Source organism: Rhizobium atlanticum (genome assembly GCF_030182485.1).
Taxonomy (GTDB): domain Bacteria; phylum Pseudomonadota; class Alphaproteobacteria; order Rhizobiales; family Rhizobiaceae; genus Rhizobium.
This window is the reverse complement of record NZ_JAQJCJ010000024.1, coordinates 17,853-35,890: the sequence shown is the minus strand read 5'-3', so window position 1 is coordinate 35,890 and position 18,038 is coordinate 17,853. Positions and strand designations below refer to the sequence as shown.

Annotated in this window: 14 protein-coding genes and 3 pseudogenes; 10 read left to right on the top strand and 7 right to left on the bottom strand. The window is 60.9% G+C overall.

Annotated elements, in window-relative coordinates:
- Positions 1-105 precede the first annotated feature (105 nt).
- The 3 genes from PH551_RS27835 to PH551_RS27825 form a co-directional block, all read right to left on the bottom strand.
- On the bottom strand, positions 106-465 hold the full coding sequence (locus tag PH551_RS27835) for a VOC family protein (RefSeq protein ID WP_085778464.1): 360 nt from the start codon (positions 463-465) through the stop codon (positions 106-108).
- Positions 466-864 (bottom strand): polyketide cyclase, encoded by a 399-nt coding sequence (locus PH551_RS27830; RefSeq protein WP_097599969.1) that lies wholly within the window; start codon positions 862-864, stop codon positions 466-468.
- Between the two features lie 68 nt (positions 865-932).
- Positions 933-1,724, bottom strand: coding sequence for a helix-turn-helix domain-containing protein (locus tag PH551_RS27825; RefSeq protein ID WP_085778462.1), 792 nt, complete (start codon positions 1,722-1,724; stop codon positions 933-935).
- 206 nt (positions 1,725-1,930) lie between these two features.
- On the opposite strand from PH551_RS27825, the gene gndA reads away from it, so the two are divergent.
- The 4 genes and pseudogenes from gndA (at position 1,931) to PH551_RS27805 (ending at position 5,268) form a co-directional block, all read left to right on the top strand.
- Positions 1,931-3,382 (top strand): NADP-dependent phosphogluconate dehydrogenase, encoded by a 1,452-nt coding sequence (gene gndA / locus PH551_RS27820; protein WP_176536316.1) that lies wholly within the window; start codon positions 1,931-1,933, stop codon positions 3,380-3,382.
- A 167-nt stretch (positions 3,383-3,549) separates the two neighbouring features.
- Positions 3,550-4,044: a GNAT family N-acetyltransferase gene (locus tag PH551_RS27815; protein WP_285195892.1), complete on the top strand. Its 495-nt coding sequence runs from the start codon at positions 3,550-3,552 to the stop codon at positions 4,042-4,044.
- Between the two features lie 14 nt (positions 4,045-4,058).
- A pseudogene (locus tag PH551_RS27810) lies at positions 4,059-4,579 on the top strand (GNAT family N-acetyltransferase).
- Between the two features lie 71 nt (positions 4,580-4,650).
- Entirely contained in the window at positions 4,651-5,268 is a 618-nt protein-coding gene (locus tag PH551_RS27805) for a class I SAM-dependent methyltransferase (RefSeq protein ID WP_285195891.1), read from the top strand.
- 339 nt (positions 5,269-5,607) lie between these two features.
- Here the strand turns inward: PH551_RS27805 and PH551_RS27800 are convergent.
- From PH551_RS27800 to PH551_RS27785, 4 genes and pseudogenes are all read right to left on the bottom strand, one after another.
- Positions 5,608-6,153: pseudogene (locus PH551_RS27800) on the bottom strand (AAA family ATPase).
- Positions 6,153-7,229, bottom strand: a pseudogene (locus PH551_RS27795) (D-alanine--D-alanine ligase family protein). The pseudogenes PH551_RS27800 and PH551_RS27795 overlap by 1 nt, the downstream one beginning before the upstream one ends.
- A 33-nt stretch (positions 7,230-7,262) precedes the next feature.
- Positions 7,263-7,877, bottom strand: coding sequence for a C39 family peptidase (locus PH551_RS27790; protein ID WP_085778457.1), 615 nt, complete (start codon positions 7,875-7,877; stop codon positions 7,263-7,265).
- A gap of 732 nt (positions 7,878-8,609) precedes the next feature.
- Positions 8,610-9,653: a LacI family transcriptional regulator gene (locus tag PH551_RS27785; protein WP_285195890.1), complete on the bottom strand. Its 1,044-nt coding sequence runs from the start codon at positions 9,651-9,653 to the stop codon at positions 8,610-8,612.
- A 453-nt stretch (positions 9,654-10,106) separates the two neighbouring features.
- Between PH551_RS27785 and PH551_RS27780 the strand changes: the two genes are divergently transcribed.
- The 6 genes from PH551_RS27780 to PH551_RS27755 all read left to right on the top strand — a co-directional run bounded on the left by PH551_RS27780 (position 10,107) and on the right by PH551_RS27755 (position 18,038).
- Complete coding sequence (locus PH551_RS27780; RefSeq protein WP_085778455.1) at positions 10,107-11,339, top strand: ABC transporter substrate-binding protein; 1,233 nt, start codon at positions 10,107-10,109, stop codon at positions 11,337-11,339.
- Positions 11,340-11,490: 151 nt separating this feature from the next.
- Positions 11,491-12,396, top strand: coding sequence for a carbohydrate ABC transporter permease (locus PH551_RS27775; RefSeq protein ID WP_097599962.1), 906 nt, complete (start codon positions 11,491-11,493; stop codon positions 12,394-12,396).
- Positions 12,389-13,333, top strand: a complete 945-nt coding sequence (locus PH551_RS27770) for a carbohydrate ABC transporter permease (RefSeq protein WP_183704355.1) — start codon at positions 12,389-12,391, stop codon at positions 13,331-13,333. The genes PH551_RS27775 and PH551_RS27770 overlap by 8 nt, the downstream gene beginning before the upstream one ends.
- A 4-nt stretch (positions 13,334-13,337) precedes the next feature.
- Positions 13,338-14,444: an ABC transporter ATP-binding protein gene (locus PH551_RS27765; protein ID WP_285195889.1), complete on the top strand. Its 1,107-nt coding sequence runs from the start codon at positions 13,338-13,340 to the stop codon at positions 14,442-14,444.
- Positions 14,445-14,777: 333 nt separating this feature from the next.
- Positions 14,778-17,237, top strand: coding sequence for a beta-mannosidase (locus PH551_RS27760; protein ID WP_285195888.1), 2,460 nt, complete (start codon positions 14,778-14,780; stop codon positions 17,235-17,237).
- A 39-nt stretch (positions 17,238-17,276) separates the two neighbouring features.
- Positions 17,277-18,038, top strand: coding sequence for a sugar phosphate isomerase/epimerase family protein (locus tag PH551_RS27755; RefSeq protein WP_085778451.1), 762 nt, complete (start codon positions 17,277-17,279; stop codon positions 18,036-18,038).

Genomic DNA, 18,038 nt, shown 5'->3' with positions numbered 1-18,038 from the left:
ACAGCAATTCCGTTTTTCTTCGAACCACGGAATTGTTCTATCTCTTTGTTTTAACGCAACTCCGGACGCAAAACCGCTGCACACTTTTGCTGGAATTGCTCTAATTTACGCCGTCGCCCAGACGGCGAGCTCGTAGCCGTCGCGGTCGAGGAAATGGAAGCGGCGGCCGCCGGGAAAATCGGTGATCGGCCGGCAGATCGTGCCGCCGGCCCTTTCGACCGAAGTCAGCACTTCTTCCAGATCCCTGGCATAGACGACGACGAGCGGTCCGCCCGGCCGGACGGGACCGAAATCGGTGAAGCCGCCTTTCAGCCGGCCGTCGTCAAATTCGCAGTAATTCGGGCCGTAATCGGTGAAACGCCAGCCGAAGGCCGAGCCGTAAAAGGCTTTGGCGGCGGCGATGTCGGAGACGTTGAATTCAACATAGTCGATGCGGCGGTCGTTGTGTTCGGAGTTTTCAGACATCTATCTCTCCATCAGGGCTTTCAGCATGACGAGATCCTTCTCGATATGCGCGGCATCAGCGGCAAATTGCGCATCTGTCATGCCGGGCAGACGCAGCAGCGTGAACATGACCTCGCAGCCATCGCCGTTCGGTACGATGCGCAGGGCATTATAAACCCGGAGCCCGGATTCGATCGTCACCGTATGATCGATCACGCCGAATTCATTGGCGGGAACGAAGCTGACTTTGATGGTGCCGAGGGGACCGTGGGCGATCCAGTCGGCGCCGTCGGGCTCGAAACCGGTGGCAAGGCCGGAGGCCCAGAGCGGCATGTTCTCCGGCTTGCGGGCGAAGTCGTAGACATCCCGCCAGTCGCGCTCTATCGACTGGTGGATGACTTTTGCAGGCATTGTCGCCATGGTGCAGGTCCTTGTATTTGGGTTTCCCTGAATAATAAGGCCGGCCGGCGGTGTCTTGAACAAAACGGTCAGCCGGATCCTTCCCGCGTGCCGAGTTGGTTAAGAATGATCGCAGGGGTGAGAGTCGAGAGTTCTGCGACCTCGCGTGTCATGTGGGCCTGGTCGGCAAAGCCCGCTTCGAGCGCGATGCGGGCGAGTGGCATCGTGTCCACCCTGCGGCAGAGGTCGAGGAAACGCTGGAACCGGCGGATGCGTTCCAGTGTCTTTGCGCCATAGCCGAAATGATGGTGGCAGCGGCGGCGCAGTTGCCTTTCGCTCATGCCGAGCTGGTCGGGCAGGCCGGAGGTTGGGCGGCCGCTGTCGGCGGCGGCGAAGATCACGGCGGCGTCTTGGGCGGGCTCCTCCTCATCGCGCGCGGCCCCTTCAAGCAGACGGCCGAACAGCGTCGCGGCGGCCGCGGGGTCCGGGCAATCCCGCAGCCGCGCCTCGAATTCGCTGGTATCCTTCCGTCCGATATCGGCAAGCGGCACCGACAGGCCGACCAGCGCCGAGAGCGGCGTCTTCAGCCAGGATGCTGCGGCGCCCGGCGCAAAGCGCGCGCCGATGACGGTCGCGCCCGGCCTTATGATCGGGAAGGCCGCGATCCGGTCAGGACCGGCGACGACAAGCCGTCCGTCCATCCAGAGGAGATCACAATAGCCATCCGGCACGATCGCCACCGTGGCCGCCGCCCCGTCCCTAAGTGTATGCGACCAGAGGCAGCTGAAATGGCGCCGTAGCGCTGGCGGCGGCGCATATTCGCGGTAGCGGCCGGCGCGGGGCGCAAGCATCGCCATGTCTTTTCGTCTTTTCGAAACCAAACGATATCTCCCGAGGTCCGCATGATAACATGAGATAGGGCAGTACGGGCGATCGCGAATATTTTGCGGCTTCCGGATCGGGCTGCAGATGAAAAGTTGTCGGACAAGTCAGACGATCAAAGCTGCATTTCAATGGCTTTTGCGAACCGATTAGACCCTCGCGAGACTTGCCGTTTGAGCGAGACAGTGCCACAACACCGGTCCAAATGACACATCGGAGGTTTGTCGTGGAAAAGGCAGAAATCGGACTGATCGGCCTTGCGGTCATGGGCTCCAACCTGGCGCTCAACATCGCGGAGAAAGGCAATAAAATCGCGGTCTTCAACCGCACGCCTGAGAAAACCGACGAATTCTACGAAAGCGCCGGCGATCTGAAGAAGCAGATCATTCCCTGCAAGACCATCGAGGAGTTCGTCGATGCAATCCGGCCGCCGCGTCCGATCATTATCATGATCAAGGCCGGTGACGCTGTCGACCAGCAGATGGAGGCGTTGCGCCCGCATCTTGCCAAGGGCGACATCATGATCGATGCCGGCAACGCCAATTTCCGCGACACCGTCGCCCGCTTCGGCCGTCTCAAGGATACTGAACTGACATTCATCGGCATGGGGGTTTCCGGCGGCGAAGAGGGTGCGCGCCACGGCCCGTCGATCATGGTCGGCGGTACCGAAGAGTCCTGGAAGCGCGTCGAGAAGGTGCTGACGTCGATTGCCGCCCGCTACAATGACGAGCCCTGCGTCGCCTGGCTCGGCAATGACGGCGCCGGCCATTTCGTCAAGACCATCCATAACGGCATCGAATATGCCGACATGCAGATGATCGCCGAGATCTACGGCATCCTGCGAGACGGTCTCGGCAAGAGTGCCTCCGAAATCTCCGGCATCTTCGGCGAGTGGAACAAGGGCCGGCTGAACTCCTATCTGATCGAGATCTCCGAGAAGGTGCTTGCGGCGAGCGATCCCGTCTCCGGGGGGCCGATGGTCGACATGATCCTCGACAAGGCAGGCCAGAAGGGCACCGGCAAGTGGTCGGCGATCGAGGCGCAGAACATGGGCATTCCGGCAACGGCGATCGAGGCCGCGGTTGCCGCCCGCAGCCTCTCCTCAATGAAGTCTGAGCGCGAAGCCGCCGAAAAGATCTTCGGTAATCTCGGCAGCGTCTTCCCGACCGCCTACGGGCCCGAGCTCAACAAGGATCTGGAACTGGCACTGTTTGCCGGCAAGATCGGCGCCTATGCGCAGGGCTTCGCCGTGATGGCGGAAGCTTCCAAGGAGTTCAACTGGTCGCTGCCGATGCCTGTTATCGCGAAGATCTGGCGTGCCGGCTGCATCATCCGCTCGCAGTTCCTCGATGAGATCACCAAGGCTTTCACCGATGCGCCCGATGCGGCGAACCTCATCGTCACGCCGGCCTTCTCATCCATGGTCAAGGAATCGATCCCGGCGCTTCGCCGCGTCGTGACCGCCGCTCTCGCCGCCGGCCTGCCGGTGCCGGCGCTGACCTCGGCGCTCAGCTATTTCGACGCCTACCGCCAGGGCAGGGGGACGGCCAACCTCATCCAGGCCCAGCGCGACTTCTTCGGCGCTCACGGCTTCGACCGCCTCGATGGCAAGGACTTCCACCACGGCCCCTGGGGCAGCGGTGCTGCGACCTTCTGAGGTTTGCGGAGAAAGACATCGAGGAAGCCCGGCGTTGCGCCGGGCTTTCTTGTGAGATCGCTGCCTGACCCGACAACTGTGTTGTTTCTGCCTGTGCAAACTGGCTTGTTGATTTCCGACTTTCCCTTCATAGCATTTGCGGAAGACCGTTCCGGAGAACTAAAGGAATGCTCATCCGATACGAGACGCCGGCAGATATCGAAGCGATTCAGAATTTGACCTCGGCCGCCTTCAAGCCGATGCCCTATAGCGAGGGTACGGAAGCGGAGATCATCCGGAGGCTTCGCTTGAGCGGCGATCTGGCGATATCGCTGATTGCCGAGGAGGATGGCGAGATCCTGGGGCACGTCGCGTTCTCGCCGGTGACGGTCAACGGAGTACATGACGGCTGGTTCGGGCTGGGGCCGATAGCGGTCACGCCGGAGAGACAGCGGCAGGGCATCGGAAGGGCGCTTACGGCGAAGGGGCTCGAATTGCTGAAGGAGATGGGCGCGAGGGGGTGCGCGCTGATCGGCAATCCCGAGGTCTACAGCGGTGCGGGCTTCAGCAGCGACGGCCAATTAACATATCAGGATCTCGATACGCGGCTTGTGCAGCGGATTGTTTTTCACGGACCGCCGCCAAGCGGGGTGCTTCGGTTCGCTCCGGCGTTCGAAAACTAGCGAAAGGGCGAGACATGTCAGAGGCGGGCGCTATTAGCCTCCGAACCAAGCGTCTGAAGCTTCGTATGCCTGACATCGACGACTTCGATGCCTACGCCCCGATAATGGGCCTCGCCACGGTCCGCCGGGATGGGCGGCCCCTTTGATCTGCGGGCGGCGTGGGGGATGTTCTGTCACGACGTCGCTCTCTGGCAGCTTTTCGGGCACGGCGCGATGATGATCGACCTCAGCGAAACCGGCCAATGCATCGGCCAGGTGGGGATCAACCATGGGCCGCTCTTTCCGGAAAAGGAGCTGGGCTGGTTCGCTTATGACGGGTTCGAGGGCCGCGGCTATGCGACCGAGGAGGCTTCGGCGCTGCGGGAGGGCCTTCCAGACGCTCAAACTGTAGTCGCTCGTCAGTTATATCGCGCCTGACAATTCTGCATCCGTTGCCGTTGCCGAACGGCTGGGGGCGCGTCTTGATCCGGCAGCGCCTCGAACTGATCCTGCCGATCTCGTCTATCGTCACCTACTTCCTAAGACCGGGCGGTAAGCGATGAGGCATGTCTCAATCCTTACATCTTGATAGGTCAGGATCGGTGCTGCAAGAAATGGGAATAGCGGATGACGGCCGCAAAACAGGAACATTGGGACGAGGTTCACCGCACGAAAGCAGCTGACAAAGTCAGCTGGTATCAGCCGACGCCCGTGCCTTCGCTCAGGGCGCTTGACGAGCTGCATGTGCCGGTTACGGCCGCGCTGATCGATGTCGGCGGCGGCGCGTCGAGCCTTGTCGACCGTCTCCTCGAGCGCGGCTGGTCCGACCTCACGGTTCTCGATATCGCTGCGCCGGCGTTGGATGTCGCCAAGGCACGGCTGCATGGTGACGCCGCCCGGGTCGCCTGGCTCATGGCCGATGTCACCGAATGGCGACCAGGGCGGTGCTACGACATATGGCACGACCGCGCCGTCTTTCATTTCCTCACCGAGCCGGAGCAGCGGATCGCCTATCGCCGCGCCCTGGAAACCGGCACGGCGCCGGGCAGCGTCGTGATCATCGCCACCTTCGCACCTGACGGGCCGGAGCGGTGCAGCGGTCTGCCGGTTCAGCGTTACGATGCGGCGGCGCTCGCGTCGGAATTCTCTTCCGCATTCGTCCTGGAAAGCGAGTGGCGTGAGGAGCATAGGACGCCTGCCGGGGGCCGGCAGTCGTTTCAGTGGTGCGTCTTTCGTCGGCGTTAAGGCGACTAGAGCCTTTCCGGGCTAGATTGAAGCATTCTGCCGGAGCAGGTTTTCGTCAGGGTAAAGGCGATTGGCGACGGGCATACCCCCGAGGTACGTCCGAGCCGATCGCCTTTGATCCTGGCTAGAGATGCCCGACCCACCGGCCGCACCGCTTCGCCGTGGCGAAGCGATAAGTGCATCCGGCGATTCTGAAGTCTTGCAGATTTGCCAGGCAAATCTGCGGGAGGGCTGGCTGAAACGGGCCGGCTGATCGACCGGCCGGCTTGGCCGTAGAACTGGGCTACGACACGCGCCTGCCGGTCGACCATCCGACTCCGTTTGAGCCAACAGAATGCTTCAATCTAACCCGGAAAAGCTCTGATTCGCCCCAAGGCAATCGAGGATGAAATCGGCCCGTTCGGCAACCCCGATTTTTGCAGTATGACGACCTCGTAACCGAGTGTCGGATAGGTCGCGGCGAGCCGATCATATTCTGCGACGGCTCTTCGAAGCCACGGCGGCGCTCGGGGTCGGTCGTGTAGATCTCGGGCCATGGCGGCGTCAGAAAAGCGCTTCCGTTATATCGATGGGCGGCGGTCATTCGTTCCAGGACCGGTTCGCCGGTCATGTGCTGCAGGCCGAGGCGGCATCGATCAGCCCGCGGTCGAAAAACCTCCAGCCCGTCCATTCGCACGCTGCCGTGTAGTCGGCCATCGCCATCTCGATCGCGCGGCGGGCAAAGGCAATCGCGTCGATCCAGGGCAGGGCGGTTCCACTACTCTCGAGCTCCTGCTTGACGATCCGCCGGCCAGGCTTTTCGACGATCCTATGACCGCGACGGCCAAGCTCAGCAAGCAGCGTCGATTTTCCGCCGCCGGAACATCCGGAAATCAGAACCGACACTAGCCTTCCCTGTGGGCGCGCGCCATTCCATGGTCCACCAGCCGGTCGATGATCTCGGCATAGCTGACGCCGCTTGCCGCCATCGCCTTGGAATACATACTGATATCGGTGAAACCGGGAATGGTGTTGAGCTCGTTGATGACGAAGCGCATGTCCGATGTCAGGAAGAAATCGACGCGTGCCATGCCGTCGCAGCCGACGGCCCGGAAAGCCCTTGCGGCCACGTCGCGCATGGCGGCCTCGATCTCCGCCGGCAGGTCGGCCGGCACTTTCAAGGCGGCGCCGTTCTCATCGATATATTTGGCGTTGTAATTGTAGAAGCCATGGCTTTCGGCCGGCACAATCTCGCCCGGGCGGGAGACGAAGAGCTTGCCGTCGGTATCCTCGAGCACGCTGAATTCGATTTCGCGACCGGCGACGAATTCCTCGGCGAGCAGAGTGCGGTCGTGGCGGAAGGCCTGCTCGAGCGCTGCGGCGAATTCCTGGCTGGCATGGACCTTGGCGACGCCGACCGACGATCCCTGCCGTGCCGGCTTGATGAAGAGCGGCAGGCCGAGTTCGCCTTCGAGCGCGGAGAATCAAGGGGCCGCACCCTCGTGGATCGTCACGGCGCGCGCCACCGGCAGGCCTGCCGCCCGCAGCAGGCGCTTGGCGATATCCTTGTCAAGGGCCGTGGCCGAACCGAGAATGCCGCAGCCGGCGAGCGGCACGCGCGCCACTTCAGCTGCGCCCTGCACCGATCCGTCCTCACCATGCGGGCCGTGCAGCACGGGAAACAGGACATCGATTTTTGGCAATTCATGCGGCGCGCCATGAGAGGGGGTGGCCAGCATACGCCCGCGGCCGCCCGGCATGAGGCAGATTTCCGTGCCTGACGAGGGCGTGGCGAGCCTACCGTCCTTGAAACTGCTCAGCAGCCATTGTCCCTGGCGGGTGACGAAGACGGGAAAGGCATCGTATTTCTCAGGCTCCAGGGCGGCCATCACGTTGGTCGCCGAGAGGATGGAAACTTCGTGCTCGGCCGAACGCCCGCCGAAGAGCACGGCGATGCGCAGCCTGTTGGGAGAAGGGGTCATGAAAGCCTCCGAAGCGATGGGATGTCTGAGAGATCAGGCCTCGATCGATATGCCGCGCTTGGCAAAGAAACGATCGAAGACGGCAAGCGGCAGCGTGACATCGGCCTGGCTCGCCGCGTCATGGCCGGACGGATTGTGGAATCGGATCGTCTCCTGCGAGGCTGATGTCACCAGCACGAGATGACCGCCCTTTGCCGGCGGCTCCTGCTCCGGCCAGCGGATGGCCGAATGCACCGAGGCGATGAAGAAGCGGCGTTTCGACAAAAGTTCCGGGATGGCTGACGTCTCGACATTGGTCATCGTCTCGGCGCCGAGGCCGAAACGTTCGCTCACGAAGCGGACGAAGGGAGCGTAGATCAGTCCCTTGATCGAGGCGTCGATCTCGTTGACGACATAGCCGCCGTAAACCGTGCAGGCGCGGGCAAGCTCAAGAGTAGGATGGATCTCACCGCGCGCAGCAAGGATCATCTTCAGGCAGGCCATGCCGCAGATATTCACCGCCCAGCACGCATATTCCTCGATGGTCACGGCTCCCGAATGGCGCCAGAGCGGGTCGCTGAGCAGCGCTTGCGATCCCTCGGCAAGCACCGGCAGCGTCATGCCGGGTGTTTCCCATTGGCTGAAATAGGGCACGCTGCTTTCATGCATTCTGTCGATTTCCCCGTGGCTCGTATGCGGGATGGCTGGCAATCAAGGCTTTTTTCGCGCTTGTCGAAGCCGGCTGCTCGATTTTGGTGGTGCCGGGCCTGGCGCTTCGCGATTTCCGCGGCAGGGTGATCGTCAAACCGCTTGCCCCACCTGCTTATCGCGGCATCCACTCGATCACGCGACGCCGCGGCGAGGGCTGCAATCCGAAGATCAAGGCTGTGCAGGAGCAATTGGCGAGGAGCGGATCGAGGGATGCAGGCGAGGTTGATATAGGGTTTCCAGGTCGGCCTTGACGTCGATGAAAGCCGATCATTGCGATCTGGCGATGGTCCGTTTGCGCCAGTAGCGGACAGTGTGGTCTGGTGCATCGATACAGGGATGAAAATAACAGGTAGAAAGCCATGGGTGGCAAATGGATTTCAGAAGAAGTTTGGCGTGACGCACTCTGGGTCGCCCGTGAGCAGCTACGTCACATGAAAAGGGATGGTGGTGACCCACGCCAAATTGCTCGGAAGCACAGACAGATTGACCGTATCCGAACTGCTGGTCTTCCGGACTGGCAGGAACGGGTTGAATGGGCAGGGTTTAAATTTCCGTCTCATTCGGACTGAGCAGTCCGCCTCGGGCCGAGAGTAGCCACAGGCGGGTTTTACCACTAACGGCCGGTGAACTACACCGCAGCCGCCAGTCAACCGCGCCGCGGCTTTTCTCCGCTCTTATTCCGCCATCGCCCTATCTGGTGTTTTCCGGCCAGATCGGCTGGCTGATGCTCTGGAGCAGTTCCGGTTCGACGCCGTCGATGCGGGCGATGACGGCCTTGGCCATTTCGCGGCCGGCCTGGCGCACGTCCTCCTGGGCGGTGATGATTTCGGGGCGGATCCAGTTGAGGATCGGTACCGACTGCTTGGAGACCATGTCGAGATCGCGGCCGAGCGCCTTGCCGGCGGCCTCTATGCCCGCATTGACGGCGATCGCGGCGCTGCCGGCCGAGCAGACGATGCCGTCAGGTGCATTGGCCGAACGCATCATCAATTCGACGGCGTCACGAATGTCGGCGAGCGGCGCGTCGGTGTTGACGCGCAGCGGCACTTCCTCCGCGCCGTAGTCGTGCAGGCCGGTCTGAAAGCCGATGCGAATATGGGCGTAATAGGTGAGCTTGCTCGGCGGCTGCAGCAGGGCGATGCGGCGCCGGTCTCGTTGGACGAGGCGTTCCACCGCCTGATGGGCGAAGGCCTCGTTGTCGAAATCGTGGAAGGGGTGGACGAGTCCTGCATCGGTGCGCCCATGCGTGGCAAAGGGCATGCCACGTTCGGACAAGAGCCGCACGCGCGGGTCGTCCGGTTCGATGCGCGAGATGATAACGCCGTCGGCCGAGCCGGTTTCAATAATATAGCGCACCGGCAGCATCGGGTCCTTGCTGTGCGAATGCGGTGTCACGACGATATGATAAGGCGTGCCAGACAACACTTCGGATATGCCGAAGACCATCTGGCTGGAGAAGCCCATGATCTCCTCGTCGATGCTGAGAACGAGGGCGATGACGTTGGTCTTGCCAGTGCGCAGGCGCACGCCCGCCCGGTTCGGCTGGTAGCCGAGCTGGCGGGCGACCATGCGCACCCGCTCCTTGGTTTCGGCACCGATATCCGGCGCGTCCTTCAGCGCACGCGATACCGTGGTTACGCCGAGGCCGGTCATGAAGGCGATCGTCTTCAATGTCGGGCGCTCGCGCGTCACCGCCGTCGATGTCGCCTGTCCGAAATTTCCCTTGTTTTCCATCCCTGTAGGCCGCCTTGCGCGAATTGGTCTCGCTTATAGAGGCTTTTTCAGGCGCCGTAAGCCCGCCGCCTGCCAAAATCGCGCCTCCCTGAGGAATTCAATCTGTAACGATACAGTAGAAATGTCGAGTGGTTTTTCTTGTGTGCGTCGCAACATTATTCGCACAGGTTGAATCGGTGATTCCTATAGGATTTTTCTGCAGCTGCGAAAAAGGTAATGGGGATCTCGAGATTGATTTATAAAAATTAATGTTAAATTTCATCGCACTGGTTAGACACAGCGCCTGCGGAAAAGTCTGCTCGTCCGCCGTTTCAACGGGTGTGAAGCCGCCTTCCGAAACAGTCAGACGTAGCAATCAGGATCTTTAAAGAAAAATTTACGGGCGGGCAGTTGCGTGGGGAAATCGATTGATCTAAGTTTTTCCGGCAACGTTTCAGTGAGGGAGGAGAACTCATGAAAATCCGTATGATGGCGGCTATGCTCGCCGCTTCAGCAGCACTTCCGATCAGCGCCAGCGCCACCGACCTTGAAGTCACCCATTGGTGGACGTCCGGCGGCGAGTCCGCTGCTGTCGCCGAGCTGGCAAAGGCATTCGACGCCACCGGCAACCACTGGGTTGACGGCGCTATCGCCGGTTCCGGCGGAACTGCGCGCCCGATCATGATCAGCCGCATCACCGGCGGCGACCCGATGGGCGCCACCCAGTTCAACCATGGCCGCCAGGCGGAAGAGCTTGTCCAGGCGGGCCTGATGCGCGACCTGACCGATGTCGCGACCGCGGAGCACTGGAAGGACATTATTCGTCCGTCTAGCCTGCTCGATTCCTGCACGATCGACGGCAAGATCTACTGCGCTCCGGTCAACATCCACTCCTGGCAGTGGCTGTGGCTTTCGAACGCTGCCTTCAAGAAGGCCGGTGTCGAGGTTCCGAAGAACTGGGACGAATTCGTCGCTGCCGCTCCGGCTCTCGAAAAGGCGGGTATCATTCCGCTCGCTGTCGGCGGTCAGCCATGGCAGGCGACAGGCGCCTTCGACGTGCTTATGGTCGCGGTCGCCGGCAAGGACGTGTTCAACAAGGTCTTCAAGGACAAGGATGCAGAGGTCGCCGCCGGACCCGAGATCGCCAAGGTCTTCAAGGCTGCCGATGACGCCCGCCGCATGTCCAAGGGCAGCAATGTCCAGGATTGGAACCAGGCAACCAATCTCGTCATCACGGGCAAGGCCGGCGGCCAGATCATGGGTGACTGGGCGCAGGGCGAATTCGCACTCGCCGGTCAGAAGGCCGGCACCGACTATACCTGCCTTCCGGGCCTCGGCGTCAACGAGATCATCTCGACCGGCGGCGACGCCTTCTATTTCCCGCTGCTGAAGGATGAGGAAAAGTCCAAGGCACAGGCCGTGCTCGCCAAAACCCTGCTCGATCCCAAGACCCAGGTTGCCTTCAACCTGAAGAAGGGTTCGCTGCCGGTTCGTGGCGACGTCGATCTTGCCGCCGCCAACGATTGCATGAAGAAGGGTCTCGACATCCTGGCGAAGGGCAATGTGATCCAGGGCACCGACCAGCTGCTTTCGGCCGACAGCCAGAAGCAGAAGGAGGACCTCTTCTCCGAATTCTTCGCCAACCCGTCGATGACGCCGGAGGCCGCGCAGAAGCGTTTCGCCGAAATCATCGCCTCGGCTGACTGATCGGCAGAATCACTGCCCTTGCGATCCGGCTCCGCGGAGCCGGATCCTCCCGCAAGTTTCGATGGTCTTGCCGGCCCATCCGGCCGATCCAGCGGGCAGGGGTGAGAGACGGCCGTCACCGGCCGCAGCTGCGATTTGAGGAGAAGTGTTCATGACGGGTCAAGCGCAAGCAGGCCGGCCAAACAAGTTACTGCGCAATCTGAACGCCAAGATTGCGTCCATCCCAATGATCCTGACAGCGCTGGTGATCTTTGTCGGCGGCACGTTCTGGACGGTCTTTTATTCTTTCACCAATTCCAAGCTCCTCCCGCGGTTGAGCTTCGTCGGCTTTGACCAGTATCACCGTCTCTGGGCGGCACCCCGCTGGGTTACTGCGATCGAAAATCTGGCGCTCTACGGCGTCCTCTCGCTGATCTTCAGCCTTGTCATCGGATTTGTGCTCGCCGCACTCATGGATCAGAAGATCCGTTTCGAAAACACTTTTCGCACCATCTTTCTCTACCCCTTCGCGCTGTCCTTCATCGTGACCGGTCTCGTCTGGCAATGGGTTCTGAACCCGGATTTCGGCGTCCAGTCGGTGGTGCGTTCGCTCGGCTGGACAAGCTTCACCTTCAATCCGCTCTATACGCCCGAAATCGTCATCTACGGGATTCTGATCGCGGCGCTTTGGCAGGGAACGGGCCTCGTCATGTGCCTGATGCTTGCCGGTCTGCGGGGCATCGACGAGGATATCTGGAAAGCGGCCCGCGTCGACGGCATCCCGATGTGGAAGACCTACCTGCTCGTCGTCATTCCGATGATGCGGCCCGTGTTCATCACGACGATCGTCATCATCGCCTCCGGCATCGTCAAGGTCTACGACCTCGTGGTGGCGCAGACTTCGGGCGGTCCCGGCATATCATCGGAAGTGCCGGCCAAATACGTCTACGATTACATGTTCCAGGCGCAGAATCTCGGTCAGGGCTTCGCCGCATCGACGATGATGCTGGTCACAGTCGCGATCATCATCGTTCCGTGGGCCTATCTGGAGTTCGGAGGAGGGCGCAAGCGTGGCTGATATCGAAACTCTCAACACCACGGCTGTCGGCCTCGACGCCGTCTCACGGAGGCTCGGCGACGGGCCGAGCGGTCCGAAGCCGCGCCCGACGCTGTCAGCGCGCAACATCATGCTCTACGGAACGTTGACGGTTGCAGCGCTCTATTATCTGCTGCCGCTCTATGTGATGGTCGTGACTTCACTGAAGGGCATGCCGGAGATCCGTCTCGGCAACATTTTCTCGCCGCCGGTGGAGATCACCTTCCAACCTTGGGTCAAGGCCTGGGCGGAGGCCTGCACGGGCCTCAACTGCGACGGCCTTTCGCGCGGTTTCTGGAACTCGGTGCGCATCACGGTGCCGTCTGTCATCATCTCGATCGCCATCGCTTCGGTGAACGGCTATGCGCTGGCAAACTGGCGATTCAAGGGTTCGGAGCTCTTCTTCTCGATCCTGATCATCGGAGCGTTCATTCCCTATCAGGTGATGATCTATCCGATCGTCATCATCCTGCGTGAAATCGGCATCTACGGCACGCTGACCGGCCTCGTCATCGTGCATTCGATCTTCGGGATGCCGATCCTGACGCTGCTCTTCCGCAACTACTTCGTGTCGCTGCCGGAGGAGCTGTTCAAGGCGGCGCGCGTCGACGGGGCGGGCTTCTGGCAGATATTCCTGAAGATCATGCTGCCGATGTCGCTGCCGATCTTCGTTGTCGCCATGATCCTGCAGGTCACCGGCATCTGGAACGACTTCCTGTTCGGCGTGGTTTTCACCCGGCCGGATACCTATCCGATGACCGTGCAGCTCAACAACATCGTCAATTCCGTCCAGGGTGTGAAGGAATACAACGTCAACATGGCAGCGACGATCCTCACCGGTCTGGTGCCGCTGATCGTCTATTTCGTCTCCGGGCGGCTTTTCGTTCGCGGCATCGCCGCTGGCGCAGTGAAGGGGTGATCACATGAACATGAATTCAACTGTCTCCAATTCCAGCGTCTCGATCAAAGATCTGTCGCTGAACTTCGGATCAGTCAGCGTGCTCAAGGATCTCAACCTTGAGATCAACGACGGCGAATTCTTAGTGCTGCTCGGATCGTCCGGCTGCGGCAAGTCGACCTTGCTCAACTGCATCGCCGGCCTGCTCGACGCCTCGGAAGGGCAGATCTTCATCAAGGGCAAGAACGTCACCTGGGAAGAGCCGAAGGATCGCGGCATCGGCATGGTCTTCCAGTCCTATGCGCTCTATCCGCAGATGACCGTCGAGAAGAACCTCTCCTTCGGCCTTCGCGTCGCCAAGGTGCCGCAGGCCGAGATCGACAAACGCGTGGCGCGTGCGGCCGAGATCCTGCAGATCCAGCCGCTTCTGAAGCGCAAGCCCGCCGAACTATCCGGCGGCCAGCGCCAGCGCGTGGCAATCGGCCGGGCGCTGGTGCGCGATGTCGACGTCTTCCTGTTCGACGAGCCGCTGTCCAACCTCGACGCCAAGCTGCGTTCAGAACTGCGTGTCGAAATCAAACGCCTGCACCAGTCGCTGCAGAACACGATGATCTACGTGACGCACGACCAGATCGAGGCGCTGACGCTGGCCGACCGCATCGCCATTATGAAGAGCGGCATCATCCAGCAGCTCGATGATCCGACGACGATCTACAACCGGCCGCGCAACCTCTTCGTCGCCGGCTTCATCGGCTCGCCGTCGATGAATTTTCTGCGCGGCGAACTGGTCAAAACAGGTGACGGCATCGCTTTTACCGCAAACGGCGTCAACTTCTCGCTCGCGGCCTACGACGCCAACGAGACGCTGCAGCCCGGCCACAAGGTGGTGCTCGGCGTCCGCCCCGAACACATCAAGGTCAACGAGAATGCCGGCGGCGAAGAACATGACGCTACCGTCGATATCGAGGAACCGATGGGGGCGGACAATCTTCTGTGGCTGAAACATGCGGGCCACACGATGTCGGTCCGCGTCAACGGCGCACGCCGCTTTGATGTCGGCGCCAAGGTGAAGCTGAGCTTCGACATGGCGCTGGCTTCGGTGTTCGATGCGGAGAGCGAGCTGCGTCTCTAACGAGTTCTGCGGCGGGCCGGAGATGGTGCGCCTGCTCGATGTGAGGCCAATAGGCCGGGGCGAGTATGGCGAGAAGCCCAACCACACTCCGTCTTCCTCGGGCTTGACCCGAGGATCTATGCCCGCTGCTGCTGATGGATGCAGTTTGGATCCTCGGGTTAAGCCCGAGGAAGACGGAGTGTGCGGTGGACGGAAGGAGACCAAGGCGCTGCTTACACCTCACTTCTCCCCAGCGGCGAGAAAAGGGCGCCAAGCCGGCCACTGACGAACGACAGCTAACGGATGGCGATCATGCGCCGTCCTCTTCAAAAACTGCAATTCGGAAATGAAATCGTGACGCAACAATCGACTCCTTCCAGCATCGACCTTTCCGGTTCGTGGCAGCTCACCTCCGTTGATGGCGAGATCAAAAGCCTCATCACCCTACCAGGCGACGTGCACACGGCGCTGCATCGGGCCGGCCTGATCCCCGATCCCTATTTCGGTCGCAACGAGGAGAAGGTGCAGTGGGTTGCCCAGCGTGAATGGGCGGTCGAGCGCAGTTTTACGCTGCAGGAGGTCGAAGGCGACTGGTATCTCGATATCGACTATCTCGACACGGTCGCCAGCGTCCACGTCAACGGCTTTCTGGTGCTCGAAGCTGACAATAGCTTCCGCCGCTACCGGCCGGATGTCTCGAGCATGCTGAAAGCGGGCGACAACTCCATCCGCATCGTCTTCGCCTCCAACCCCGGCGTCGGCGCCGAACGGCAGAAAAAGCAGCCCTTCTACATTCCCTACAGCACCGGCAATTCGCCGATCCCCGATGGCAACATGCTGCGCAAGCCGCAATGCCATTTCGGCTGGGACTGGAATATCGCCATTGCGCCGCTCGGCCTCTACGGCACGGTTGCTCTGAAGAAGCTCGAAACTGCGCGCATCGAACATGTCGTCACCCGCCAGGTCCACAATAATGACGGCTCGGTCGACCTGACGGTCACCGCGAGCCTCTATTCCAAGCACGCCGGCGTCGCCCAGATCTATTTCGAGTTCGACGGCGAACGGGTGCGCCTCGACGTCGGCGTCAAGGGCGACACTGATGTCAATTATCTCTTCCATATCGACGAGCCGCGGCTCTGGTGGCCTTCCGGCAGTGGCGAGCAGGCGCTCTACACGCTGTCGGTGGAAGTGTCCGACGAGGTGGTGACCAGGCAAATCGGCCTTCGCACCATCGAGCTGGTCACTACGCCGGATGCAGCAGGCGCCCGCTTCGCCTTCAGGATCAACGGCCGCGAGATCTTTTGCCGCGGCGCCAACTGGATTCCGGCCGATGCGCTCTATTCGCTGTCTTCGCCCGAGAAGACTGAAGATCTGCTGCAATCGGCAAAAGCCGCCAACATGAACATGATCCGTGTCTGGGGTGGCGGTTTCTACGAGCAGGATTATTTCTACGATCTCTGCGACCGGCTCGGCCTCCTGGTCTGGCAGGACTTTATGTTCGCCTGCAATCTCTATCCCTCGACCGACGACTTCCTCGACAATGTGGCGTTCGAGGTGGATTACCAGGTGCGGCGGCTCTCCTCGCATCCTTCCATCGCGCTATGGTGCGGCGACAATGAGCTTGTCGGCGCGCTGACCTGGTTCGAGGAATCACGGAAAGACCGCGACCGCTACCTCGTCTCCTACGACCGCCTCAACCGGACGATCGAGCAGGCGGTGAAGAAGGCGCTGCCCGGTGCGCTGTGGTGGCCTTCGAGCCCGGCTTCCGGCTATCTCGATTTCGGCGATGCCTGGCATGCGGACGGGTCCGGCGACATGCACTACTGGTCGGTCTGGCACGAGAACAAGTCATTCGATAATTACCGGTCGGTACGACCGCGCTTCTGCTCGGAATTCGGCTTCCAGTCCTATACCTCGCTGCCTGTCATCAGGACTTATGCCGAGGAGAAGGATATGAATATAGCTTCTCCCGTCATGGAGCTGCACCAGAAGAATGCTGGCGGCAACGAGCGCATCGCCGGCACGATGTTCCGCTATTTCCGCTTTCCCAAAGATTTCCCGAATTTCGTCTACCTCTCCCAGATCCAGCAGGGGTTGGCGATCAAGACGGCGGTGGAATATTGGCGATCGCTGAAGCCCCATTGCATGGGCACGATCTATTGGCAGCTCAACGACACCTGGCCGGTCGCCTCCTGGTCGAGCCTCGATTATGGCGGCCGCTGGAAGGCGATGCATTATCTCGTCAAACGTTTCTTCCAGCCGGTCGCGGTCGCCGCCATTCCCGCCGAGGACGGCAAGACGATCCGCTTCTCGCTCGTTAACGACACGCTTTCAGATGTCAGCATCGATCTGTCGATATCGCTTCTGACGATGAAAGGCGAGCGGAAGCATTTGAAAGACGTGCAGGCCATGTGTTCGCCGGATGCGGCGGTGACGGCTGCGACAATCGATGTGTCCGAGATTGCCGAGGGAACATTGCTTGCCTGGCATTTCACCGCGTCGAACGGCATGGGCGGCGAGGGGCACTATGTCAACGGCACCTATAAGGCGCTGGAGCTGGATCCGTCGGGCCTGACCGTTACCCATGAATATGTCGAGAAGAGCGGCGTCGTCGACATCAACATCACCGCTAAGGGACTTGCGCTCTTCGTGATGATCGAGAGCGAGACGGACGGCAAATATTCCGACAATGCGTTCGATCTGGCGGCAGGCGAGAGCCGCCGCATCACCTTCACCCCGGCACGTCAACTCGAACGCGGCAAGCTGCCGGAATTCCGCTTCTACGACCTGCATTCCTGCCAATCGGCGGATTGATCCTTCCAAGAAACGGGTACGACGCCCAAGGAGAATAAGATGACGAAACTCAGCTACCAGCTCTACAGCGCGCGCAACTTCCAGCCCTATTCTGTGATTTTCGAAAAGCTCGGCAAATCAGGCTATGCCGAAGTCGAAGGCTTCGGCGGCATCTACGCCGATCTCGACGATGCGGGACTGAAGAGCCTTCGCGCCGATCTCGACAAGAACGGCCTCGTGATGGCGAGCGGCCATTTCAGCCCCGACTTCCTGGATAAGGAAGTTCAGAAGTCGCTCAACATCGCCAGAATACTTGGCATGGATTCGATCTATGCCCCGCATCTGGCGGCAGACCAGCGCCCCTCGGACGGAGCCGGTTGGCTGGCCTTTGGCAAGCGTCTGCAGGAAATGAGCAAGCCCTATAAAGATGCCGGCTACGAGTTCGGCTGGCACAATCACGATTTCGAATTCGTCAAGCTGGCTGACGGCTCGCTGCCGATTGAGCGCATCTTCGAAGGCGCGCCGGACATCTCCTGGGAAGCCGATATCGCCTGGGTCATCCGCGGCGGCGCCGATCCCTTCGCCTGGATCGACAAGCTCGGCTCGCGCATCACCGCAGTTCACGTCAAGGACATCGCGCCGGCCGGCGAGGCGACAGATGAAGATGGCTGGGCCGATGTCGGCCATGGCAGGGTCGAGTGGGCCAAGCTGATTGCCGCACTTCGTGGCACCAAGGCGAAGCACTTCGTCGTCGAACATGACAATCCGAAAGACATCGACCGCAACATCAGCCGTTCGATTGCATCCTTCCAGACTTATTGA